Raw genomic sequence first — 23,071 nt, 5'->3', positions numbered from 1 at the left:
CGTTCTATGCACCCGGAGGCCGCGAGCCCAAGCAGTGCTATTCTTTAGTGTGGTTGTCGCCCGGATGCACTCGTTCAGGCGCTGCCCCCCTGCAAGGCTCTACTGGTACCCCGGTTTATGATCAACACCATCGTCTTCGCGACGGATCTCGGCGTTTACACTCCCTATATCGTTCAGCACGTGATGACCTTTGCCAAAAACCTTCAGGCGCGGGTGGTCGTAGTGCACGCAGTGGAGCCCCTGGGCAGCCTGGGGACCGCCATGGTGAAAACCTATCTGCCGGCGGAGAAGACCCGCGAGTTCCAGCAGCAGGGCATGAGCGTTCTGATCAGCACTATTCGTGACCGCCTCGTGGATATGCTGGCCGATGAGTACATCGACAATGACCTGGGGTTGCGCGATATACCGGAAGTGGTGGTGGAGGCCGGGCGCCCGGCTGAGATCATCCTTGCCCATGCGGCCCGAACCCAGGCGGACATGATTGTTATGGGCAGCCACGGCCCCGACCTGGATCGGGCTCACCTGGGCTCCGTGACTAACAAGGTGCTGCAATTGACGAGGATCCCCGTCTACATGGTGCCGGTGCTGGCGGAGATGACCACCCGGGCCTTCGCTGACGAAAGCGACGGAGCGGCATGAGGGCCATCTAAGCGCCTGTCGAGATTCTCGACGGCCTAGAAGAACGCGAACCGAACACCCAGCATCATAAGAATACTGGCGAGTATCGAGTGCATGATGTGATTGGGCACCCTGTCGCCCAGCCGCGTGCCATAGTGCACCGCGGGCAGAGAGCCCACAAGGAGGCAGGCGAGGAGCACAAAATCCACGTTGCCGAGGAATATGAAGTGGCCCATGCCCGCTATGAATGTCAGCGGTACCGCGTGGGAGATATCGGTGCCCACCACCTTCAATGCCGGGAGGCGCGGGTACAGCGTTAACAGCAACGCGGCGCAAAACGCGCCCGCCCCGACGGATGAAAGCGTCACCAGTACCCCCAGAAGCAGGCCGGCGGCGACGGTGACCCCTGTTGCGTGGTCGCTGACCAGCCGCCCGAACCCGTTCCCATCGCTGGTGCTTTTAAGGTGCTTGCGAAACATCAGTACCAGGGAGGTGGCAATAAGCATTACGCCCAGGGCGCTGGTGAGCAGGGGCTTGTATTCTTGCGGGTCGGTGAATACCCGGTTCAACAACAGTGTGGTGAGCAGGGAGGAGGGGATACTGCCCAGTGCCAGCCAGCCCACCAGCCGCCAGTTGACGTTCCCGCGACGCTGGTGAGCCACAACACCGCCGGATTTGGTGATCGCCGCATAGAGCAGATCAGTGCCAATGGCCACGTTGTAAGGGATATTGAAAAGGATGAGGAGGGGGGTCATCAAAGAGCCGCCCCCGACGCCGGTCATCCCAATCGCCAGGCCCACACCGGCGCCGGCCAAAATATAAATAACAAAGTCCATGAATTTTAGGCTAGAGTTATAGTAACCGGCTCTAAGACGTGAAGAAGAGCTTAATGCTGGTCAATATAAGGATCTGGAAGTATTCTGGAAAAGAATATTTGTTCATATTTTTATAATATAAAAGCAAACCGTCAGCGCGGCCGAACCGGAGGGCACTAATGAAACTGCAGCAGCTGCGTTATATCTGGGAAGTCGCTCATCACGATCTGAATGTCTCAGCGACCGCTCAGAGCTTGTATACCTCTCAACCAGGCATCAGCAAACAGATTCGCCTGCTGGAGGACGAACTTGGGGTGGAAGTGTTTTCCCGCAGTGGCAAGCACCTGACCCGCATTACGCCGGCCGGGGAAGCTATTCTCAAGACCGCCGGGGAAATTCTGCGGAAAGTCGAAAGTATTAAGCAGGTGGCCCAGGAATACAGCAACGAGCGCAAGGGCAGCCTTTCCATAGCCACCACCCACACCCAGGCACGTTATGCGCTGCCGGGTGTGATCGAAAACTTCATCCATCGCTATCCGGACGTGTCCCTGCACATGCATCAGGGGACGCCCATGCAGATTTCCGAAATGGCGGCGGACGGAACGGTGGACTTCGCCATCGCGACCGAAGCGATGGAGCTGTTCAGTGACCTGATCATGATGCCCTGCTACCGCTGGAACCGCTGTATCGTGGTGCCCAAGGATCACCCCCTGTGCCAGCTGTCCGAGCTGACCCTGGAGGAGGTCGCCAAGCATCCGCTGGTGACCTACGTGTTCGGGTTCACGGGCCGTTCCAAACTGGACGAAGCGTTCATCGACCGGGGACTGGCGCCCAAGGTGGTGTTTACCGCGGCCGATGCCGATGTAATCAAAACCTATGTTCGCCTGGGCCTGGGCATCGGCATCATCGCCCGTATGGCCTTTGATGCCGAACTGGACCCGGATCTGGTAGCCCTTGATGCGAGTCACCTGTTCAAGGCGAGCACCACGAAGATCGGCTTCCGTCGCGGGACCTTCCTGCGCGGCTTCATGTATGAGTTCATCGAGGAGTTTGCGCCACACCTGACGCGGGCCGTGGTCGCGGATGCCTACGAGCGAAACTCGCGGGCCGAACTGGAAGAGCTCTTCAGAAATGTGGAACTGCCGACTTACTGAAGATCGTTGTCGAAGGCTGGCAAGCCAAAAACGGCCCGGGGCGGTTACGCTTCCGGGCCGTTTGCGTTTGAGCCGGGCTTAATCGATGGCGGGGCGGGCTTCAGAGAAAATCAAGATCGTTGCTGTTCTGCAGGATCTCCCGCGCTTCATCGGCGGCGGACTGCTGCTGGCCGAGCACTTCCTTCACGAACTTCAGATACACCGTATACACCTCGCGCCGTCCGTCCGAATGCTCCACCACGAAAAAAGGCGCCCGGCTCACGTTCAGCTCCCGCGCCAGGACCATTCCAGGGCTGTCCGAATTGCGCTCATCGGCTACCAGTGTCTCGTCAATGTGCTGAATCTGTCCCGAGCTTTCCAGCTTTTCCAGAACGTCGGCGCACTTCTGGCAGGGAGAGCCGTCGGCAAGAATCTTTTTGACCAGGGTGATTTTCATCCCTTGTTCTCCGGTTCAACATTCGCAGAATGCAGCCCGCACTCCTTCTTGGTGGCTTCTTCCCACCACCAGCGACCTTCCCGCTCATGCTGGTTCGGACCCAGGGGCCGCGTACAGGGCTCACAGCCGATGGACACGAAACCCCGGTCGTGCAGCTCGTTATAGGGCACCTGATGGCTGCGAATGTAATCCCAGACCTGGGCCGACGACCAGTTGGCCAGCGGGTTGAACTTGGTCAGGCTTTCGCCGGGACGTGAAAAGGCCCGGTCATCCTGGATAACGGGCAGGTGGGCGCGGGTATTCGGGCTCTGGTCCCGGCGCTGGCCCGTGATCCATGCGTCGAGGGTCAGCAGCTTTTTCCTGAGGGGCATGACCTTGCGAATGCTGCAGCACTCCTGGTGGTTGTCCCGGTAGAAGCTGAACAGCCCTTTTTCCCGTACCAGCTTGTTGACCGTTTCCGCGTCGGGAAAGAGCACATCGATCCGGATCTGATAGTGGTCCCGTACCCGCTCCATGAACCGGTAGGTCTCCGGGTGCAGGCGGCCGGTGTCCAGAGAGAACACCTCCACATCCGGGCGAATCTTATGGGCCATGTCGATCAGAACCACATCTTCGGCGCCACTGAATGAGATGGCGATGTTGTCGAACTGCTCCAGGGCGTGCTCCAGAATTTTTTGTGGGCTTTCACTCTGAAGTCGCTGGTCAAGGTCCACAGTGGCAATGGTTTCAAGAGCCATTTGGGCTTTCCTTACTTGAACTGAGCTTCGCGGGTCGGGTCTTGCCGATCCTGGCCTCGCGGAGCCGGCGGTGGCCGAGAGGGGAGCGAAGGATAGCAGAGAGCCGCGGCGCCTAGAAATAACCATGCACTATACAGTTATTACGATCCGTGACGGACCAAAAAATGCGTGGAACATTGGCTGTAGGGTAGGCAGTGTGTTCATAAAATATCCCTCATCTGGCGCAGGATGTCAGGAGTTTGCCCAACATGTTGTGTTTGGTCCCCGTAGTATCGGGGCTACAGCGGCATGACGCAAAAATCGACTTATTGGCCAAACCTAAAGTGAATTGTTAGGTGTTTCACGTGAAAACGCGCCATTCTCCCGGGAGGTGTGCCAGCTTCCCGGCAATTGCGCTGACCTGCGGAAACGGGTAGATTCCCGGCCTCGTCATTTTGCCAGTTCGTGAGGTTGATCGTGGAATTAGCGTGTTTGGATTTAGAAGGGGTGCTGATCCCCGAGATTTGGATTGCCTTCGCCGAGCACACCGGCATCGATGAGCTCCGGGCGACGACGCGCGATATTCCCGATTACGATGTGCTGATGAAGCAGCGGTTGCGCACCCTCGAAGAGCACAAACTGGGGATCGAAGAGATCCAAGGTGTGATCGCCGAGCTTACTCCGCTGGATGGCGCCAGGGAGTTTGTGGACTGGCTGCGGGAACGCTTCCAGGTCATCATCCTCTCCGACACATTTTACGAATTCTCACAACCGCTGATGCGTCAGTTGGGGTGGCCGACGCTGTTTTGTCACCGACTGGAGATCGACCGTGGCGGCAAAGTGGCGGGCTATACCCTCCGGCAGAAGGACCCGAAACGGCAGAGCGTTCTGGCGCTCAAAAGCCTTTACTACCGCATTATCGCCGCAGGCGACTCCTACAACGACACGACCATGCTGAGTGAAGCCGATGCGGGCATCCTCTTCAAGGCACCCGATAACGTGATTCAGGAGTTTCCGCAGTTCCCCGCAGTTCACAGCTATGATGATCTGAAGCGCGAGTTTATCAAGGCAAGCAATCGGGACCTGAGTCTCTGATCAGTCTCCGGAGATGCGCGGTTGCGTCTAGGTAAATTGTTGATAAATAAAGGAAAACTAAAACTCGGGTGCTACGGGAATGTTCTGCCGGTCAGACCTTCCAGTAGCACCCGGACCTTCGCGAGGGATTCCGCATACTCGGCGTCTGCCTGGGAGTCGGCGACGATTCCCCCTCCACCCCAGCAGTGAATTTTTCCACCGCTGCACGCCAGGCTGCGAATGGCAATGTTGGTGTCCATGTTGCCGTTGGCGCTCAGGTATCCGATACTTCCACAATAGACTGAGCGGTCGCATTGCTCGAGCTCCGCGATGATCTCCATCGCGCGGATTTTGGGCGCTCCGGTGATAGAGCCTCCCGGGAAGCAACCCTTCAGCAATTGAACCGGGCTGCAATCCGGCTCCAGGCGCCCGGTAACAGTGCTGACCAGGTGGTGGACGTTCGCGTAACTCTCCAGGGCGAAGAGCTCCGGTACCCGCACACTGCCGATTTCGCACGTTTTCCCCAGGTCGTTGCGCAACAGGTCGACGATCATGAGGTTTTCAGCTCGGTCCTTTATGCTGTCGAGCAGTTGTTGGGCGTTTTGCCGGTCCGTGTGTGAATCGGTGCTGCGTGGAGCCGTTCCCTTGATGGGGCGGGTTTCTACATGGCCCTCCCGCACCGCTAAAAACGTTTCCGGCGAGTGGCTCAGCACGGCGCCTTCATCGAGTTCCAGAAAGGCCCCGTAGGGAGCGGGAAGCAGGCTGCGCAAATGGCAGTAAGCGGCAAGGGGGTCCCCCTCGAAGGCGCCACTGAAGCGCTGGGCGAGATTCACCTGGTAACAGTCGCCGGCCCGGATATAGGCCAGTATCCGCGCGAGCCGCTCCCGATAGCTGCGCAGGTCGAAATTGCTGGTGAGCTTTCCGACCCGGAATTGGCCCCGCAGGTCGTGATTCGGTGAGTCCTCCGTCGGAACGGCCGCCGCTCTGAAACGACGGACCAGATCATCGAAGTCCGCCGAACGGTGGCCGGGGAGGGCGACCATAAAGGATTCCCGGCGCAGGTGGTCCTGGAGCAAGGCCCAGTCGTAGCAGCCGACCGCCATATCCGGGAGACCCACGTCCCGCCCCGTATCCAGGTGGGACGGTTCCACGTGCTGTCGCAGGTTGTATCCGAAGTAGCCGAGGGCTCCGCCGCAAAACGGCAGGCCGGCAGCTTCATCGCACCTGAATTCCGCCAGGACCTCGTCGACGATATCAAACGGGTTTGCACTTGATCGGGTCACGCGGGAGCCCCGCGCAATGAGCGTTTCATCGCCGCGAGTGGTCATCTGGACACGGGGGCCGGCGGCCAGAATGTCGTATCGGCCAAAATGCCCCTGCGGGCGACCACTGTCCAGCCACACGGGTCGCGGCAAATGCCGGATGGCCCGAAAATACCGGGAGCTGTCCGGGAAATAGGGAATATGCTGGATCCTGAGCGCCATGAAAACTTTCCGGCTGGGCTGTCCTGGAAGGAGGCGGATTGTAAAGGCATCCGCCGGCCCGTGCATCCGCCTGTAGCCGTTTGACTCATGGCGGTGAGATTCGAGTACTCTTATCGGCCCCCGAAACTGCAGGACATTGATTTTGTCAGGATATCGAGATGAGGTTTCACCCACTGGACTATCTACATCGACTGCATGAAGGCTATCAGAGAGCCTTTGTGGTGGACGGCCAGCCCTTGTTGCTGATTCAGACCGATGGGCGGGCCTACATCGTCGCCAATCAGTGCCCGCACATGAATGCGCCGCTGACTCACGCGCGCATCCAGGACGGCGTGATTCGCTGCCCCCTGCACGGCTTCGAATACAATCTGCACTCCGGCCGGCCGGCGCGGGCGGCATTCGAGGGGGGAGGCCGATTGCAGCACTTTCCTGTAGCTTATGAAGGTAACCAGATCGGCATCTACCTCTGATGACGAGTAGGTGCGGATTGCCGTGCGCAGAACAAATTCCGACAATAAACCTGCATCAGGACGCATCAATCAGTGAATTACTCGAAGCTCGTCAAGGGCGGCATAGTCGCCGTGCTCGCGGTTACCGCGGGGTTCTATCTTGTGCCCGCCGAGCGGGCGGAAGGACGCATTCAGTACAACACAGCGACCGTGGATCGCGGCGAGATCGTCAACCGTGTGGTGACCACAGGGACCGTGCGGGCCGTGGGCACTGTGGAAGTGGGGTCCCAGATCTCCGGGCAGATCGCGAGAATCTTTGTGGACTTCAATTCCGAAGTGAAAGAGGGGGATCTGCTGGCAGAGATCGACCCTCGCAGTTATGAAGGCCGGGTCCGACAGAGCGAAGCGCAACTGGAAATCGCCAAAGCCAATGTCCTGCAGCAACGGGCCAACCTGGCCCGCGCGGAAGCCGATCGCGCCGAGGCGCGGCGCCTGCTGGAGCGGCAGCAAGGCCTGGGCTCGTCGGGTTTGATTTCGGAGGTCGAAATTGACCGACTGAGAACGGCGCTCACGGCGGCGGATGCCCAAGTGACCATCGCCCAGGCACAGGTGGCCAATGCACGAGCGTCCGTCACCCAGGCGGAAGCGTCCCTGTTCCAGGCGCAAATTGATCTGGAGCGCTGCACCATTCGTTCACCGGTGGACGGCATCGTCATCAATCGCGCCATTGAAGTGGGGCAGACCGTTGCCGCCAGCATGTCCGCCCCGGTGCTCTTTACCCTCGCCCAGGACATGCGCGAAATGCAGGTGGAAGCCAGCGTGGACGAAGCGGACATAGGGAAGGTCCGGCCGGGGCAGAACGCAAGCTTCACTGTGGAAGCTTTTCCCGGCCAGATTTTTGAGGGCGTGGTCCGACAGGTTCGAAAGGCGGCGAACCTCGAGCAGAATGTGGTGACCTACACGGTGATCATCAGCGCCGACAATCCGGACAATCGACTGCTGCCCGGAATGACTGCCACTGTGGATGTGACCACGGGGCACAAGGCGCAGGTCCTTCGGGTTCCCAACACCGCACTTCGATTCAAGCCGCCCGGAGAGGGCGCGAGGAAACGCGGCGGGCGAGCTCCCGTTGCGCCGGCCGGCGAATTGTGGGTGATGACCGCGACGGGTGAACTGGAGCCACATGGCGTCCGGGTCGGTCTGGAAGGCGACGAGTTCGCGGAGGTTGTGGACGGGGATCACCTTGAAGGCGCTGTGGTGGTGGTGCGGGCAACTCGCAGAGCGATGGAGTAACCGATGGAGATAACCACCACGGAGTTGGAGCCAGCGAACACGACTCACGCCGCCGCAGCCGAGGACATCATTGTCTGCCGAAACCTCAGCAAGCGCTACGTCATGGGAGGCCAGAATGTGCACGCCCTGCGCGACGCCAACTTTTCCGTTCGACGCGGTGAGTTTGTTGCGGTACTTGGCCCTTCCGGATCGGGCAAATCCACGTGCATGAACCTGATGGGCTGTCTTGACAGCCCCAGCGGAGGGCAGTTGTTTCTGGAAGGCCGGGATGTCAGTGCCATGAGCCGGGACCGGCTGGCGAAAATTCGCAGCGAAAAAATCGGCTTTGTTTTTCAGCAGTTCAACCTTTTGGCCCGTACCACGGCACTGGACAACGTTATTCTGCCCTTGCTCTATACTCCCACGCCCAGGGCGCAACATCGGGCGCGCGCCATGATGTGCCTGGAAAGCGTCGGGCTTGCCAACCGCAGCGATCATCACCCGGCACAATTGTCCGGTGGCCAGCAGCAACGGGTGGCTATCGCCCGTGCACTTGTGAACGAGCCCGTCATTATTCTGGCCGACGAACCGACCGGCGCCCTGGATACACGCACCAGTATCGAAGTCATGGCTCTGTTCCAGAAGTTGAATGCGCAAGGCATTACCATCGTGCTGGTCACCCATGAGCCGGAGGTCGCCGAAGCCGCAGGACGGCAACTGCACTTTCGGGATGGGCGACTGCAGGAAGACAAGATCAATCCCGCGCCGCGCGACATGCGCGTCGCGGCGCGCTCATTCAGTGCAATGGAAACCTGATGGATCTGCTTACCTGTTTTCAAGTTGCGTTCAACGCGTTGCGCATCAATCTTTTGCGCAGTGTTCTGACCATGCTCGGGATCATCATCGGGGTGGCTGCGGTAATTACCATGGTGGGCGTCGGCGCCGGTGCGCAACAGGAGGTGGATGAGCGGATCAATGCAATCGGTGCGAACCTGCTGACCGTGACCGCCAACGCGGGTCGGCGCGGCGGCGTCACTCTGGGTTCCGAAACCGCACCATCGTTGGCTCTGGGCGATGTGATTTATCTGAAGGAAAACATTCCCGAAATCGAAGCAGCCAGTCCACGCGTATCCGGCCGCGCCCAGGTGATCCATGGCAACATGAACTGGCCCACCGAGATTGAAGGAGTCAACGAAGACAGCCTGATTACCGGAAACTGGAGTCTCGATGAAGGGCGGGAATTTTTTACCCGGGAGATCGAAACCGGAGCCAAGGTGGCCCTCATCGGGCAGACGATCAAAAACGAACTGTTCGGTGCGGAAGACGCCATTGGTCAGACCGTACGCATCAACAGGATTCCCGTGCGCGTGGTGGGAACGCTCAAAGCGAAAGGAGAAAACGGTTGGGGTCGGGATCAGGACGACCTGGTGATGCTACCCGTAAAAACCGTGTTGAATCGAATAGTGGGCAACACCAACCGTGCCAACCCCGAGAGCATTCGGCAAATCACGATCACGGTTCAACGCGGCGCTCTTATGGAACAAGTGGAAGATGACATCCGCTACCTGCTTGGGGCACGTCATCGAGTTCCCGCAACTCCGGGCAACAATCCGTTTCGGGTGCGCAATATCACCGAAGCCATGGAAGCGCGCGCGGAAACCCGCAGCATTTTCAACACACTGCTGGCGGCGATTGCTTCGGTTTCCCTCCTGGTCGGGGGAATCGGAATCATGAACATCATGCTTGTCTCGGTAACCGAGCGAACCCGGGAGATTGGTTTGCGGCTCGCGGTGGGTGCACGGGAGCGGGACATCATGCGGCAGTTTCTCGTGGAAGCCATTACCCTGTGCGTAATGGGCGGACTGATTGGAATCGGTGTTTCGCTGCTGGTCTCGGCGGTGGCCGCGAGCTGGTCCGGCTGGCCCATTGTGATTCAGCCTTCCGTGATGTTTGTCAGTGTCTTGTTTTCGGGGGTGGTCGGGATTTTCTTTGGCTATTATCCTGCGCGAAAAGCGTCCCGAATGAATCCCATCGAGGCGCTGCACTTTGAATAAGTGTGGCGACGAAGTTTGCAAATTTCGCAAAAAACTTTACCTTTCCTTGCATTTTCTCGGAGCGTTCCCTGCGCGCAACCAATTGCTTAACAATCCGCAGGGAGGTCTATACAATGGCCCGCTGGTCAGAGCCCTCATAAATGGGCTGCCCCGTTAAGCAGATCCCAATAAATTCTCGGTAAAGGCATTACATGAATACGTCGACTATCACCATCATTATCTACCTGACGGCCGTAACCGGATTGGGGATTTACTTATCGCGAAGAAACAAGAGTTCCGCGGATTGGGCGACCGGTAGCGGGGGAATGGGCATTTTTCTGATCGCCGCAGGAATTGCCGGTACCCGAATTGGCGGGGCCGGAACCTACGGCGTTGCCGGAGACGTGATGAACACCGGTATCTGGAACGTCTGGTACGGCATCACCACATTCCTTGCATTGGCTCTGGTGGGTTTTTTCTTTGCGGTGCCGTATCGCCGTTTGAAGCTGACTACCATCGGCGAGCTTTTCATCCGCCGTTTTGGCAACTCCCGGTCGTCGTGGTTGACCAGCCTGTGCGTTCAGACCGAGTACCTGGTGGTGAACGTCATCGAGCCGCTGCTCATTGGTGTCATCATCAGTAATATCACGGGAATTCCTCTCTGGCTGGGTATCTTTATTGGTGCGGCGGTCATTATTTCTGCCACCGCTTCTTCGGGTCTGAAAGGAACAGCCGCAACAAACATCATCCACTGTGGAGTCATCCTGTTCGGTCTCGGCATTGTCGGTTACATGGGCGCGAGCCAGATGGGCGGGTGGTCCTCCGTAGTGGACAAAGCCGACGCGGCGCTCAGTGCCGCGGGCAAGGAGCCGGCGCACTGGTGGAGCTTCGTGGGTCTCGGCTGGTTTCCGATCATTGCCATGTTTTTTTCGGCCACCATCCATACACCTGCCGCATCGGTTTACGTGAACTACTCCAGCTCGGCGCGCACTGAAAGCGCTCTGTTGCCCGCCTTTTTGCTGGCGGGTCTGATTGCCGCAGCCATGCCGTTCCTCGCTGCCGTCATTGGAGTGGAGGCGCTGGCGAAGTACGGCGCAAACGCGGGTATCGGAAGCTATGCCAGCATAACCAAGATCGCCACCGACGTTGGGCCAGTGATTGGCGGCCTCGCGCTGGCTGCGGTACTGGCTGCCCTGATTTCTTCGGGCGGCCCGATCCTGCTTGCCAGCGCGACCATGTTCGTCAACGACTGGATTCCCGGCTCCAGCGACTATTCACCGGTCCGGAAACTGCGGGCCTATCGCCTCACGGCGGTTGTCTACGGTCTGGTGGCGGCGGTCATTGCCTGCATCTTTGGCTACTTCATCGGCACGGCGTCGGTACTGGAGTGGCTGTTGCTCGGTTACGCCATGGTGGTTCCGCCGGCCATTGCGATCGCCTACATCTTCTACGTCCGTTCAACCACGGAGCAGGGGGTGTTCTGGGGCATCGCCAGTGGCTATGCCCTCGGCCTGATTTCCTGGGTGATCAATCAGACGATTCTGCATCTCGAGGTGGACATCCCCGCGTACTTCACCACCATCGTTCCCCTGGTTGTGGTGCCTCTGGTTTCTGCATTCACCCGGCCCCAGGAAGACCCCCTGGCCGACGAGTTCTATCGAACCATCAAGAATCGTCCGGGTCGCTCGGAACCGGAACCGGCCGTCCAGAGCCTCTGACAATCGCAACCCCGGCTAATGGCCGGGGTTTTTCCTTGCATTCGAGCTGAACTCCGGCCGTCGATCCGGTCCGTTTTTGCTGAATGTGAACAGGCCTTCCGGTATACTTCGCGCAGTTCCAGCGGCCGCGAAGAGTCTTTGATGTGAAGCTCCCAAGCATCCCACGAGCGTGCACTTCACCGGCATGCATTCCACGGGTAAATTTCCGACCGGGCATTTTCGGTTCTGGTTCTGCTTCCGTCGTCCACGGGACTTTGTCCGTAATGTCGGGGGCAGCAATGACCGGCCGGGCACTCCTCATTCCGGCCACACGCAATGTGGTGTATAGCTGATGGAGGGCCGGGTCGAAACCGAAGCGCTCGAACTGCGAAATCTTGCCTGTGAGCGGGATGGTCGCATTCTGTTCAGCGGCCTCGATCTGACTGTCTCGTCCGGCGAGATCCTTCAGGTCCACGGGCCCAATGGCAGCGGGAAAACCACCTTGCTGCGAATTCTCACGGGTATCTCTTCGGATTTCGAAGGCTCGGTGCAGTGGTGCGGAACGGAGCTCCACCGCAATCGCTTCGATTACCATCGCAATCTCCTCTATATCGGGCATTTGCCCGGTGTAAAGCGGGCGCTGACCCCCGAGGAGAATCTCGCCTGGTATTGCGGTTTGAGTGGCGGAGCAGGGCGGGAAGCGATTGGGTGGGCGCTTGCCGAAGTGGGGCTGGCGGGCTACGAGGATGTGCCCAGCCACCAGCTGTCCGCAGGCCAGCATCGGCGGGTGGCTCTGGCGCGCCTGTACTTGAGCGGCGCCCGGGTCTGGATCCTGGATGAGCCTTTCACTGCGATCGACGTCCAGGGAGTCACGAAATTGCGCGATCTATTCTCCCGGCATGTGAAAAACGGCGGTTTACTGATTCTGACCACCCATCAGGATCTTGGCATGGAGCAGGTGAAATTGCTGAATCTGCTCGACTTCGCGGGAGTCCAGTAATGGATGCCCGGCGAGCTGTTGCGGCCAATGCGCCGCTCGGTACCTCCGCTGCGCTGTGGGCCATGTTCCGGCGCGATCTCCTCCTGGCTTACCGGCACCGGGGCGAATTGCTGAACCCCGTCCTCTTCTTTTTTCTGGTCAGCATGCTGATCCCCTTGGGCGTGAGCCCGGAGCCCGAAGTGTTGAGTATGGTGGCGCCGGGAATCATCTGGGTGATGGCACTTCTCGCCACTTTGTTGTCTATGGATGGGTTGTTTCGCAGCGACTTTGATGACGGTACGCTCGAACAACTGGTGGTCAGCCCCCATCCGCTCTATTTGATGGTGCTGACCAAGGTGGCGGTGCACTGGCTGGTCACGGGCTTGCCCCTGACCCTGGTTTCGCCCCTGTTGGGCTTGTGGATGTCCCTGCCCGGCGAAGGGTTTGTGGCCTTGTTTTTGACCCTGCTCATCGGCACAGTGTCCCTGAGTATGATCGGCGCCATCGGTGCGGGTTTAACGGTGTCGCTGCGGCGGGGTGGCGTGCTGATTTCCCTGATCATCATTCCCTTTTATACCCCCGTGCTATTATTTGGCACGGTGGCAGTAAGCAACGCGATTACAGGTCTGCCCTATGGAGGGCTGGTCGCCATCCTGGGTTCGTTCATGGCGCTGTCCATGGGACTTGCGCCCCTCGCCACGGCGGGCGCCATCAAGATCAGTATCAATAATTAACAGGAGTCCCGAGTGGCTTGGCAATGGTTTCACAGGCTGGGTTCGCCGCGCTGGTTCTACGAGAAGACAGGTCGCTGGACCTTCTGGCTCGGTGTGCTGTCTCTGGCACTGATTGCCGTCGGCACCATCTGGGGGCTGGCCTTTGCGCCTGTTGAGCGTTTTCAGGGAAATTCCTACCGGATCATCTACATTCACATCCCCATGGCCTTCCTGTCCATGGCCGGCTACTACATCATGGCCATAAGTGGCGCCATCGGTCTCATCTGGAAAATGAAACTCGCGGACATGGTAATGAAGTCCGCCGCACCCATCGGTGCAGTGCTCACCTTTCTGGCACTGCTGACCGGCGCGGTCTGGGGCAAGCCGACCTGGGGAACGTGGTTTGAATGGCGCGACCCGCGGATCGCCTCGACCTTGCTGCTGTTCTTCCTGTATCTGGGTGTGATCGCCTTGCAGGCCAGTTATCAGAATCAGCAGATGGCCGATCGCTTCAGTGCCATTCTGGCGATTGTCGGAACCGTTAATATCCCCATCATTTACGGCTCGGTATACTGGTGGAACAGCTTGCATCAGGGTGCAACCCTCAAACTGAGCGGCGGCTCATCCATGCACCCAACCATGCTGTATCCGCTGCTGGTGATGATCGCAGGTTTTTACTGTTTTTATGCCTACGTACTTTTGAAAACGGTGCGAGCGGAGATTCTCCACCGGGAACACCGGACCCAGTGGGTGAAAGAACTGGTGGCGGCCAGTTGAGCTCACGTAAAGCAAGTGCCAGAACATGAACTTTCAGTTTGACTCTCTGCGCGAGTTTATCCTCATGGGGGACCATGGGCCCTATGTATGGGCTTGTTATGCGATTACCTTCGCCCTGATGTTATACCTGGCCTGGGCGCCCGGTATTCGCACCCGCCAATTCATTCGCCAGCAGAAACGCATCGAACAACGGCTGTCATCCGCTCGCCAGCGGGAAGCCAGCACACTCAGCGGTAATTAGCTATGCATCCAGTCCGAAAACAACGACTCATCTTTGTCCTCTTTCTCGTGTTTTTCGCCGGCGCGGCCGCTGCGCTGTTCGGATTTGCGTTGCGTGAGAACATCGATCTGTTCTACCCGCCGTCGGCCATTGTTGCCGGGCAAGCCCCGGTGGACAAACAGATACGGGCCGGGGGGTGTGTGCTGCCGGGCAGTATCCAACGCCAGGAAAACAGCATGACCAAAACCTTCGTGGTGACAGATGGTGCGGCCAACCTGTCGGTGACCACGGATGTGATTCTTCCCGATCTGTTCGGGGAAGGGGAATCTGCGGTCCTGACGGGCAAACTCAACGGAGAGGGCGTGTTTGTGGCGACGCAAGTTCTGGCCAAGCACGACGAGACCTATATGCCCCCGGAAGTGGCGGACAATCTTCAGAATCCGCAGGATCATGCGAAAACCTGCGAGGGGCTCGACTATGGTTCCTGAGCTCGGGCATTTCGCCCTCATCATGTCCCTGTGCCTCGCGATAGGGGCAGCGGTGCTGCCCATGGTGGGAAGCTACACGAATAATCTGGCGCTGATGCAGTCGGGGCGCTCCATGGCCGTGGGGCTGTTCGTTTTCGCCTTCGTGTCCTTCCTCTGCCTGGTCTGGGCCTTCACCCACGACGACTTTTCCGTGGCCTATGTGGCCAGCAACTCGAATACCCTGTTGCCCCTTCATTACAAGCTGACCGCCACCTGGGGCGGCCATGAAGGGTCGCTGTTGTTGTGGATCCTGATGATGGCGGGCTGGCTGCTGGCGGTGACTTTCTTCGCCCGCAGTCTGCCGCGGGTGATCCATGCACGGGTGCTGTCCATCATGGCCATGACCGTGGTAGGGATCATGCTGTTCACGGTATTCACCTCCAACCCCTTTGAACGCATTCTGCCCGGCAGCCCCGCAGAGGGCAGCGACCTCAACCCCTTGCTGCAGGATTTCGGTTTTATCGTCCATCCGCCTATGCTGTACCTGGGCTATAGCGGTTTTTCCGTGGCCTTCGCCTTCGCTATCACCGCCTTGCTGTCCGGGCATCTGGACAGCGCCTGGGCACGTTGGTCCCGCCCCTGGACCAATGTTTCCTGGGGCTTTCTCACGCTGGGTATCGGCCTCGGAAGCTGGTGGGCCTATTACGAACTGGGCTGGGGCTTCTGGTGGGGCTGGGATCCGACCGAGAACAACTCGCTGATTCCCTGGCTGACCGCAACGGCGCTGGTGCACTCGCTGGCGGTTACGGAAAAGCGTGGGCTTTTCAAGACCTGGACCATATTGCTGGCTATTGCGACCTTCTGCCTGATCCTCCTGGGAACCTTTATCACCCGTTCCGGGGTGGTGAATTCGGTGCACGCCTTCGCCAACGATCCGGAGCGGGGCGCGTTCCTGTTGCTATACATGGGAGTGGTGGCCTTTTTCTCTCTACTGCTGTACGCCCTGAAGGCGCCCAACGTGGCCAGTCTTTCCGCCTTCCGTCTTTCCTCGCGGGAGAGCTTCATGCTCGCCAACAACATCCTGCTGACCATCCTCATGGCCACGGTATTTCTGGGGACCATCTACCCGATGATTTCCGATGGTTTTGGCTGGGGCAAGGTGTCGGTGGGCGCGCCGTATTTCAATTTCTTCTGGGTCCTGCTCGTTGTGCCAATCTGCCTGCTGATGGGGGCCAGTGCCCTGTCGCAATGGAAGCAGACCTCTATGGAGGTTTACAGGAAATACCTCAAGCTGCCCGTTCTCATCAGCCTTGTAATCGCGTTGGTATTTCCCTTTTTATATAGCGACGAATATCGGTTTGGCGGCGCGGTAACGCTGTTTGTAGTCTTGTGGATCGTTACCAGCACGGCAGCGGCCGTCCTGCGGCAAACGCGCAATGCGCCAAACCTGTGGAAGGGCTTGCGGCAACTGAAGATGAGCTATTACAGCATGGTCGTCGCCCACATCGGGGTGGCTGTGCTTGCGTTGGGCGCGGGCCTGACTTCGGTTTACTCCGAAGAGCGCAACCTCATTCTTGTGCCGGGCAGCAGTAAGGAGCTCTTTGGCTACCAGTGGGGTTTTTCCGGCGTTCAGGAGGTGCGTGGTCCCAACTATTTCGCCCAGGAAGGGGAAATCACAGTGAGCAAGGGCGACAAACTGCTGGCCACTCTGCATCCCGAAAAGCGCTTTTACATGTCGGGTGCCATGGTGACCACAGAAGCGGCGATTCAGGGCAACCTGTGGCGGGATCTTTACGTTTCGCTCGGGGAGGCCACGGAGCCCAAGGCTGCCGGTGGCTGGGTGGTGACGGTGTACGTGAAGCCCTTCATTGCCTGGTTGTGGATGGGCATTACCCTCATGGCCGCGGGCGGATTGATGGCGTTGTTTGACAAGCGCTACCGACACGCGAAGGTGGCGGACAAGGTGCGAACCCGGCGGCGAACCGCGTCGGCTCAGGTAACAGCGGGGCAGGCAGGCTGATGCAAAGATTGAAGCTGTTTATTCCTCTGATTGTTTTTGCGGGTCTGGCCGCGCTGTTCTGGCGAGGATTGGGAACGGATCCCTCGGAATTGCCGTCGGCCCTGGAGGGGCGTCCGGTGCCCGAGTTCCGCATGACCACGGTGACCGATCCACAACGGCAGGTTACCCAGGATGATCTCAAAGGACACGAGTTTGCGCTGATCAATGTGTGGGCCACCTGGTGCGGCCCCTGTCGACAGGAGCATCCGTTCCTGGTTCATCTGGCGGAGCAGGGGATTGCCATCTACGGGGTCAATGCCCGGGATGAGCTCAACCTGGCTCAGGAGTGGTTGGAACAGCGGGGCGACCCCTATGTTTTCAGCATCTTCGACCCGGACGGAAAGCTGGGGCTGGATCTTGGTGTGTACGGATACCCTGAAACCTTCCTGATCGACAAAAACGGTACCGTCCTGCAGCGCAAGACGAGTGTGCTGGACGAGCGGGTCTGGCAGAACGATTTTCAGCCGATCATCGACCAACTGAACAAGTCCTGAACATGCGTCCTTCCATTGCTACAGTTGTTTTCACTTTGCTCCTCGGTCTGGCGGGGGCAACGTTTGCGGCGACCGATGTATACGAGTTTGATACGGAGGAGCAACGGGAACGCTTCAAGCGTTTCACCTACGAACTGCGTTGCCCGAAATGCCAGAGTCAGAACCTGGCCGGTTCTGACTCCATGATTTCCCAGGACCTGAAACGGGAACTCCATAACCTCATTCAGCAGGGGAAAACCGACGAAGAGGTGGTGGACTTCATGGTGAGCCGTTACGGGGACTTCGTGCTCTACAAGCCCAAATTTCAAGCCAACACCTACCTGCTCTGGCTCGGCCCTGCCGCCTTGATCTTTGTGGGCCTCGGCGTGTTCGGCTGGGTTCTCTACAAGCGGCAACCGCCGGAAATCGAATAGTGCGGATAAACAAATTTCCGTTTTTGCTGATTCTCAATTTCTGCTCGCTTCTGGCGGGTACAGACGGATAACGAATGATGATGGGTTTTGAATGGTGGTTCGCAGCTCTCGCGCTGCTGGCCGCAGTTTTTGTAGCCTGGCCGGTATTGGGCGGACGCCGCCATGAAACCGATGGCGACGAAGCAGGCGATTTCGCTCAGCGCAAAGCATTCAACGATGCGCTGTATGCTGAGCAACTGGAAGAGCTGGAACGCCAAAGAGCCGCTGACGAGATTACCGCCGGCCAGTTCGACAAACTGAAGCAGGAACTGGACAGCCAGCACGAGCAGGACAACGCTCTCGATGCGGCAACGATCTCACACCGTCAGTTCCGCAAGGGGTGGTGGGTCGTGGTGGCGACTGCTGTGCTGCTCCCGGCGGTTTCCTTTTTCCTGTATCAGAGCATGGGGGCAGCGGACGACTGGGAAATCCAGCGCCTGAACGATGAGCTGGTGCGCCAGCAGCAACGGGGCGCGGACGCGAGGACGCTGGAGGCAATTAACAGCGAGCTTCACACAAAACTTCAGGCGCGTCTGGAAGAGCAACCGGACAATCTCAACAACCGGTTTCTGCTGGCCCGTACCGCCGTCGAGATGGGCGAGCTGGGTGAGGCCCTGACCGCCTATCAGTACATACTGGAACGTCAGCCCAATTCACCGCGGGTGGTGGGGGAGATGGCCCAGGTGCTGTTCATGGCAGCGGGTAACCGTTTTACATCCGAGGTGCAGCAGGTGTTCGATCGGGCCCTTGAAATGGACCCCCAGAACAGTGAACTCCTGGGCTTTGCGGGTATCGGCGCCTACCAGTCGGGTAAATTCGAGCTGGCCATTGATTACTGGGAGCGGGGCATGCAGGTGCTGGAGTCCAGCGACCCACGCTACCAGACCTGGCAGCGGGCAATTGCCCAGGCCAGGGGCCAGCTGGGCGAGGACGCGCCCGTGGCCGATTCCAGGGAGGGGGAGCAGCCGGCCGACACCGCTGGCGATGGCGCATCGATCCAGGTGGAGCTGGCGTTGGGTGAGCAGGTGCAGGCGAAACCGGGGGATCGGGTCTTTGTTTACGCGCGGGCCTGGCAGGGCGCCCGGATGCCGCTTGCCATGCAGCAAATTCGTGTCAGCGATCTGCCCACCACCCTGGAGCTCAATGACTCCATGAGCATGATCGAGGGGATGAACATGAGCCGCTTCCCCCAGTTGGAGATTGTGGCGCGTATTTCATCTTCAGGCTCGGCGGAGGCCCAGTCAGGGGATTGGCAGGCCAGCTTCGGCCCCGTGGATTCCCAGGCCGCCGGTGAGACCATCAAGCTGCAAATTGACTCGCAAATCCCCTGAGAGCCCCGACTCACCGAGGGGCTAATTAGCGTGTAATAGCCCAGTCATGTGTGTAAAATTCCCCCCTTTCAAGGAAGTAAGGGGGCGCCATCCCGTTGCGGGATGTAGATCCATTCATGTCCCGACCCAGCCTTGTCAGAACTTTAAAAATTATCCCTACGTCAAGTACTTACGAATACAAGTGAAAGCAGTTCTATGCGGCTAAAATCCATTAAGCTGGCCGGGTTCAAGTCATTTGTTGACCCCACTACGGTCGCGTTTCCGAGCAATCTTTGCGCAATTGTCGGCCCCAACGGCTGCGGCAAGTCCAACATTATCGACGCGGTGCGCTGGGTGATGGGTGAGTCGTCCGCCAAGCACCTGCGCGGCGAATCCATGACGGACGTTATTTTCAATGGTTCCGGGGGGCGCAAGCCCGTGGGCCAGGCGTCCATCGAGCTGATTTTCGACAACAGCGACGGCACCATCGTCGGAGAATACGCCAGCTTCGCAGAAATTTCCGTCAAGCGGAAGGTAACCCGGGACGCCCAGAACACCTACTTCCTCAACGGCAGCAAGTGCCGCCGCCGGGACATTACCGACCTGTTCCTCGGGACCGGCCTCGGGCCGCGCAGTTACGCCATCATCGAGCAGGGCATGATCTCCAATCTGATCGAGGCCAAGCCGGATGAATTGCGCACCACCATCGAGGAAGCCGCCGGGATCTCCAAGTACAAGGAGCGCCGACGCGATACGGAGAATCGCATCCATCGAACCCTTGAGAACCTCGAGCGCCTGACCGATATTCGCGAGGAGCTGGAGCGTCAGCTCGGCCGCCTGGAGCGCCAGTCCAAAGCCGCGGAGAAGTATTCCGAACTCAAGAAGGAAGAGCGCTGGCTCAAGGCCCAGGAGCTCGCTCTGCGGATCAGGGCACTGGACCAAAAGGCCCAGACCAACAAGACCCGGATTACTGAGTTGGAGTTGAAGATCGAGTCCCTGGTGACCGATCGCGTGAGCCGCAACACGGGTATCGAAAAGCTGCGTACTCAGCACACGGAGCTCAATGATAAATTCAACGAAGTCCAGGGCCGTTACTACGCCGCTGGTTCGGATATCGCGCGGGTCGAACAAAGCATCCATCACGCGGAAGAACGCAGCCAGCAGCTTCGCATCGATCTGGATAACAGCCAGCGGGAGTTGCGCGAAGCGGAGGAAAACCTTCTTTCAGACCGCCAGAAGTCTGAAGACTGGCAGGCGGAACTGCTGGAATTGGAACCAGAGCTGGAAGCCGTCAAGGACACCGAGTCCGTCTCGACTGAAGAGCTGCTGGCAGCTGAGAGCGCAATGCAGGGCTGGCAGAGCGAGTGGGACACATTCAACCAGCGAGCCGCCAAGCCACAGCAGGACGCCGAAGTCCAGCAATCGCGTATTCAACATATAGAACAGGTTCAGGTACGTTTGCTGGAGCGCGTCGAAAAACTGCGTAACGAGCAGGCCGAGCTGGCGGACAACAACGACGACGAGAACATCGCCGAGTTGCAGGAAGACATCGCCGCTCTGGAGTTGATTGTGGCCGGAAAGCGCGAAGAGCTGGACGGCCTCAACGAGCGCATTGAAACCATTCGCGAACGGAGTCAGCAGAACCAGGACCAGCTCAACAGGGAGCGGAGCGAACTGCAACAGATGCGTGGCCGCCATGCATCCCTCGAAGCCTTGCAACAGGCCGCAATGGCTGAAACCAGCAAGGATGTGAGCCGTTGGCTGGAGCAGCAGGGCGTTGCCGGAAATCCCCGTCTCGCCGAGCGAATTCAGGTTCAGGACGGTTGGGATACGGCCGTGGAAACTGTGCTTGGCGAGTCCCTGCAAGCTGTTTGCATCGATGGCCTGGATCCGCTCGCGGGCGTTCTGGGTGAATTGCAGCAGGGCAGCCTGGTTCTGCTGGACGCCCAGGCCAGTCCTGCGGCCGCTCCCCACGACAAGGGGCCGCGCCTGCTGGACAAGATCACCTGCCCGCAGAACCTCGAAGATCTGCTTTCAGGGGTTTATCTGGCCGAAGATCTCAACGGCGCGTTGCAGCTTCGCGAGCGTTTGCAGGCCGGCGAATCCGTGGTGACCCGCGAGGGTATCTGGCTTGGCGCCAGCTGGTTGCGCGTGGCCAAGGGCAAGGACGCCACAGCGGGCATTCTCGAGCGCCAGCAGGAGCTGGAAGTTCTGGAAGAACGAATCGCCCGGGCCGAGGACACCATTGCTGGCCTGGAAGGCGAGAGCGAAAATCTGCGGGAGGAGCTGAAGTCGGTCGAAGCCCAGCAGAGCCAGCTGCGCCAGACTATTGAAGCGGAGAATCGCAAGATCAGCGAGCAGCAGTCCGCGCTATCGGCGAAAAAGGTCCGCATTGAGGAATCTCACAACCGTCACCAGCGTGCGGCCGCGGAGATTCGCGAAGCCGACGAACAAATGAAGCTGGAAGGCGAGCATCTGGCGGAAGCCCGACATCTGCTGGCCGAAGCCATCGAAGCGATGGAAGAAAACAACGTGGAGCGCGAGCGGCTGATGAGCCAGCGCGATCAGTTCCGCGAAACCCTGGACAAGGCACGGCAAAAGGCCCGGCACGACAAGGATCGCGCCCACGAGCTGGCCATGCGGTTCCAATCCGTGCAAACCCAGCTGCAGTCCACCCGTCAGGGCATCGAACGTCTGGAGCAACAGTCCCAGCGTTTGCTCGAACGGAGGGAAATGCTCCAGACCAGCATCGAAGAACTCATTGAGCCGCTCGAGGCGAACAAGCTGGAATTAGCGGAGCTGCTGGAGCGACGGCTGGCGGTTGAAAGTGAGCTGACCGAAGCCCGACACGCAATGGAAGCGGTGGACCATGAGTTGCGCGAGTCCGAACAGGCCCGCGCCAACATTGAGCAGGACCTGCAATCAGTACGCGAGGTGCTGGAAAAGGCCCGGATCGAAGCCCAGACCTTCCACGTGCAGCGCCAGAACGCTGAACAGAAATTGACGGAAGAGGAATACGAGCTGGAGCAGGTTCTTGAGGCACTGGATCCGAGCCTGACTGTGGATGCTATCGGCGAGGAACTGGAGCGCATTGCCAATCGCGTTTCCCGGCTCGGACCGATCAACCTGGCGGCCATCGATGAATACAAGGTGGAACAGGAGCGCAAAACCTACCTGGACGCTCAGAACGAAGACCTGCAGCAAGCCCTGGAAACCCTGCAGGAAGCCATTCGCAAGATCGACAACGAGACTCGCAACCGCTTCAAGGAAACCTTCGAGCAGGTCAACTCGGGGCTGCAGGAACTGTTTCCAAAAGTTTTCGGTGGCGGCAGCGCATACCTGGAGCTGACTGGCGACGACTTGCTGGATACCGGTATCGCCATTATGGCGCGTCCGCCCGGCAAGCGAAACAGTACAATTCATCTCCTGTCGGGCGGTGAGAAAGCCCTTACAGCCATCGCTCTGGTGTTCTCGATATTCCGTCTCAACCCGGCGCCGTTCTGCATGCTCGACGAGGTGGATGCGCCGCTCGATGACGTCAACGTCGGCCGCTATGCGCAACTGGTCGCGGATATGGCCGACTCAGTGCAGTTTATCTTTATCACACACAACAAGATTCCCATGGAAATCGCCCACCAGTTGATGGGTGTTACCATGCACGAACCAGGCGTGTCGCGGCTGGTGACGGTAGACGTGGATGAGGCGGCGGAACTGGCTTCTGCCTGAGCAGCAAGTGCTCGCGTTCGCAACTCTCCACCGCAGTTCGAACATCTGGATGTTCGAAAGATGAGGTGATCGGTCCGGTCGGCTGCAAGTACCCGAAGCAGTGGACCGGAACCGGGGAATGACAGG

Annotated in this window: 22 protein-coding genes; 18 read left to right on the top strand and 4 right to left on the bottom strand. The window is 58.9% G+C overall.

Features of this window, described 5'->3' with window-relative positions; genetic code table 11:
* Positions 1-117 precede the first annotated feature (117 nt).
* Positions 118-639: a universal stress protein gene (locus ACURWW_RS05710; RefSeq protein WP_445616003.1), complete on the top strand. Its 522-nt coding sequence runs from the start codon at positions 118-120 to the stop codon at positions 637-639.
* Positions 640-674: 35 nt separating this feature from the next.
* Here the strand turns inward: ACURWW_RS05710 and ACURWW_RS05705 are convergent, their stop codons facing one another.
* Complete coding sequence (locus ACURWW_RS05705; RefSeq protein WP_445616004.1) at positions 675-1,454, bottom strand: sulfite exporter TauE/SafE family protein; 780 nt, start codon at positions 1,452-1,454, stop codon at positions 675-677.
* 158 nt (positions 1,455-1,612) lie between these two features.
* Between ACURWW_RS05705 and cysB the strand changes: the two genes are divergently transcribed.
* Entirely contained in the window at positions 1,613-2,587 is a 975-nt protein-coding gene (gene cysB / locus ACURWW_RS05700) for an HTH-type transcriptional regulator CysB (RefSeq protein ID WP_445616005.1), read from the top strand.
* A gap of 100 nt (positions 2,588-2,687) precedes the next feature.
* Here cysB and ACURWW_RS05695 read toward each other — a convergent pair whose 3' ends face one another.
* Both ACURWW_RS05695 and ACURWW_RS05690 read right to left on the bottom strand, forming a co-directional pair.
* Positions 2,688-3,023, bottom strand: a complete 336-nt coding sequence (locus tag ACURWW_RS05695; protein WP_445616006.1) for a hypothetical protein — start codon at positions 3,021-3,023, stop codon at positions 2,688-2,690.
* Complete coding sequence (locus ACURWW_RS05690; protein WP_445616007.1) at positions 3,020-3,760, bottom strand: phosphoadenylyl-sulfate reductase; 741 nt, start codon at positions 3,758-3,760, stop codon at positions 3,020-3,022. Before ACURWW_RS05690 ends, ACURWW_RS05695 begins: the two co-directional genes overlap by 4 nt.
* A 456-nt stretch (positions 3,761-4,216) precedes the next feature.
* On the opposite strand from ACURWW_RS05690, the gene thrH reads away from it, so the two are divergent.
* Positions 4,217-4,834, top strand: a complete 618-nt coding sequence (gene thrH / locus ACURWW_RS05685) for a bifunctional phosphoserine phosphatase/homoserine phosphotransferase ThrH (protein WP_445616008.1) — start codon at positions 4,217-4,219, stop codon at positions 4,832-4,834.
* Positions 4,835-4,905: 71 nt separating this feature from the next.
* Here thrH and pabB read toward each other — a convergent pair whose 3' ends face one another.
* Positions 4,906-6,297 carry an aminodeoxychorismate synthase component I gene (gene pabB / locus ACURWW_RS05680; RefSeq protein ID WP_445616009.1) on the bottom strand — a complete coding sequence of 464 codons (1,392 nt, stop codon included), beginning with the start codon at positions 6,295-6,297 and terminating at the stop codon, positions 4,906-4,908.
* A 158-nt stretch (positions 6,298-6,455) separates the two neighbouring features.
* Between pabB and ACURWW_RS05675 the strand changes: the two genes are divergently transcribed.
* The 15 genes from ACURWW_RS05675 (at position 6,456) to smc (ending at position 22,945) form a co-directional block, all read left to right on the top strand.
* The gene (locus tag ACURWW_RS05675) at positions 6,456-6,767 is read left to right on the top strand and encodes a Rieske (2Fe-2S) protein (RefSeq protein ID WP_445616010.1); all 312 of its coding nucleotides are present in this window, start codon (positions 6,456-6,458) and stop codon (positions 6,765-6,767) included.
* A gap of 72 nt (positions 6,768-6,839) precedes the next feature.
* Complete coding sequence (locus tag ACURWW_RS05670; protein WP_445616011.1) at positions 6,840-8,039, top strand: efflux RND transporter periplasmic adaptor subunit; 1,200 nt, start codon at positions 6,840-6,842, stop codon at positions 8,037-8,039.
* A gap of 3 nt (positions 8,040-8,042) precedes the next feature.
* The gene (locus ACURWW_RS05665; protein ID WP_445616012.1) at positions 8,043-8,834 is read left to right on the top strand and encodes an ABC transporter ATP-binding protein; all 792 of its coding nucleotides are present in this window, start codon (positions 8,043-8,045) and stop codon (positions 8,832-8,834) included.
* Complete coding sequence (locus ACURWW_RS05660; RefSeq protein ID WP_445616013.1) at positions 8,834-10,072, top strand: ABC transporter permease; 1,239 nt, start codon at positions 8,834-8,836, stop codon at positions 10,070-10,072. Before ACURWW_RS05665 ends, ACURWW_RS05660 begins: the two co-directional genes overlap by 1 nt.
* 191 nt (positions 10,073-10,263) lie before the next feature.
* Positions 10,264-11,769, top strand: coding sequence for a sodium:solute symporter family protein (locus ACURWW_RS05655; RefSeq protein ID WP_445616014.1), 1,506 nt, complete (start codon positions 10,264-10,266; stop codon positions 11,767-11,769).
* 331 nt (positions 11,770-12,100) lie between these two features.
* Positions 12,101-12,748: a cytochrome c biogenesis heme-transporting ATPase CcmA gene (gene ccmA, locus ACURWW_RS05650; RefSeq protein WP_445616015.1), complete on the top strand. Its 648-nt coding sequence runs from the start codon at positions 12,101-12,103 to the stop codon at positions 12,746-12,748.
* On the top strand, positions 12,748-13,461 hold the full coding sequence (gene ccmB / locus ACURWW_RS05645) for a heme exporter protein CcmB (RefSeq protein WP_445616016.1): 714 nt from the start codon (positions 12,748-12,750) through the stop codon (positions 13,459-13,461). Before ccmA ends, ccmB begins: the two co-directional genes overlap by 1 nt.
* 12 nt (positions 13,462-13,473) lie before the next feature.
* The gene (ccmC, locus tag ACURWW_RS05640; RefSeq protein ID WP_445616017.1) at positions 13,474-14,217 is read left to right on the top strand and encodes a heme ABC transporter permease CcmC; all 744 of its coding nucleotides are present in this window, start codon (positions 13,474-13,476) and stop codon (positions 14,215-14,217) included.
* Between the two features lie 25 nt (positions 14,218-14,242).
* Positions 14,243-14,458 carry a heme exporter protein CcmD gene (ccmD, locus tag ACURWW_RS05635; protein WP_445616018.1) on the top strand — a complete coding sequence of 72 codons (216 nt, stop codon included), beginning with the start codon at positions 14,243-14,245 and terminating at the stop codon, positions 14,456-14,458.
* 2 nt (positions 14,459-14,460) lie between these two features.
* The gene (locus ACURWW_RS05630) at positions 14,461-14,925 is read left to right on the top strand and encodes a cytochrome c maturation protein CcmE (protein WP_445616019.1); all 465 of its coding nucleotides are present in this window, start codon (positions 14,461-14,463) and stop codon (positions 14,923-14,925) included.
* Complete coding sequence (locus ACURWW_RS05625; protein WP_445616020.1) at positions 14,915-16,924, top strand: heme lyase CcmF/NrfE family subunit; 2,010 nt, start codon at positions 14,915-14,917, stop codon at positions 16,922-16,924. The genes ACURWW_RS05630 and ACURWW_RS05625 overlap by 11 nt, the downstream gene beginning before the upstream one ends.
* On the top strand, positions 16,924-17,457 hold the full coding sequence (locus tag ACURWW_RS05620) for a DsbE family thiol:disulfide interchange protein (protein ID WP_445616021.1): 534 nt from the start codon (positions 16,924-16,926) through the stop codon (positions 17,455-17,457). Before ACURWW_RS05625 ends, ACURWW_RS05620 begins: the two co-directional genes overlap by 1 nt.
* Before the next feature lie 2 nt (positions 17,458-17,459).
* On the top strand, positions 17,460-17,870 hold the full coding sequence (locus ACURWW_RS05615; protein ID WP_445616022.1) for a cytochrome c-type biogenesis protein: 411 nt from the start codon (positions 17,460-17,462) through the stop codon (positions 17,868-17,870).
* A 74-nt stretch (positions 17,871-17,944) separates the two neighbouring features.
* Positions 17,945-19,240: a c-type cytochrome biogenesis protein CcmI gene (gene ccmI / locus ACURWW_RS05610; protein WP_445616023.1), complete on the top strand. Its 1,296-nt coding sequence runs from the start codon at positions 17,945-17,947 to the stop codon at positions 19,238-19,240.
* Positions 19,241-19,435: 195 nt separating this feature from the next.
* Positions 19,436-22,945: a chromosome segregation protein SMC gene (gene smc / locus ACURWW_RS05605; protein ID WP_445616024.1), complete on the top strand. Its 3,510-nt coding sequence runs from the start codon at positions 19,436-19,438 to the stop codon at positions 22,943-22,945.
* Positions 22,946-23,071: the final 126 nt, after the last annotated feature.

This window comes from Gilvimarinus sp. F26214L, from assembly GCF_054401055.1.
The sequence above is the reverse complement of the archived record's forward strand: the minus strand, read 5'-3'. Positions and strand labels throughout refer to the sequence as shown.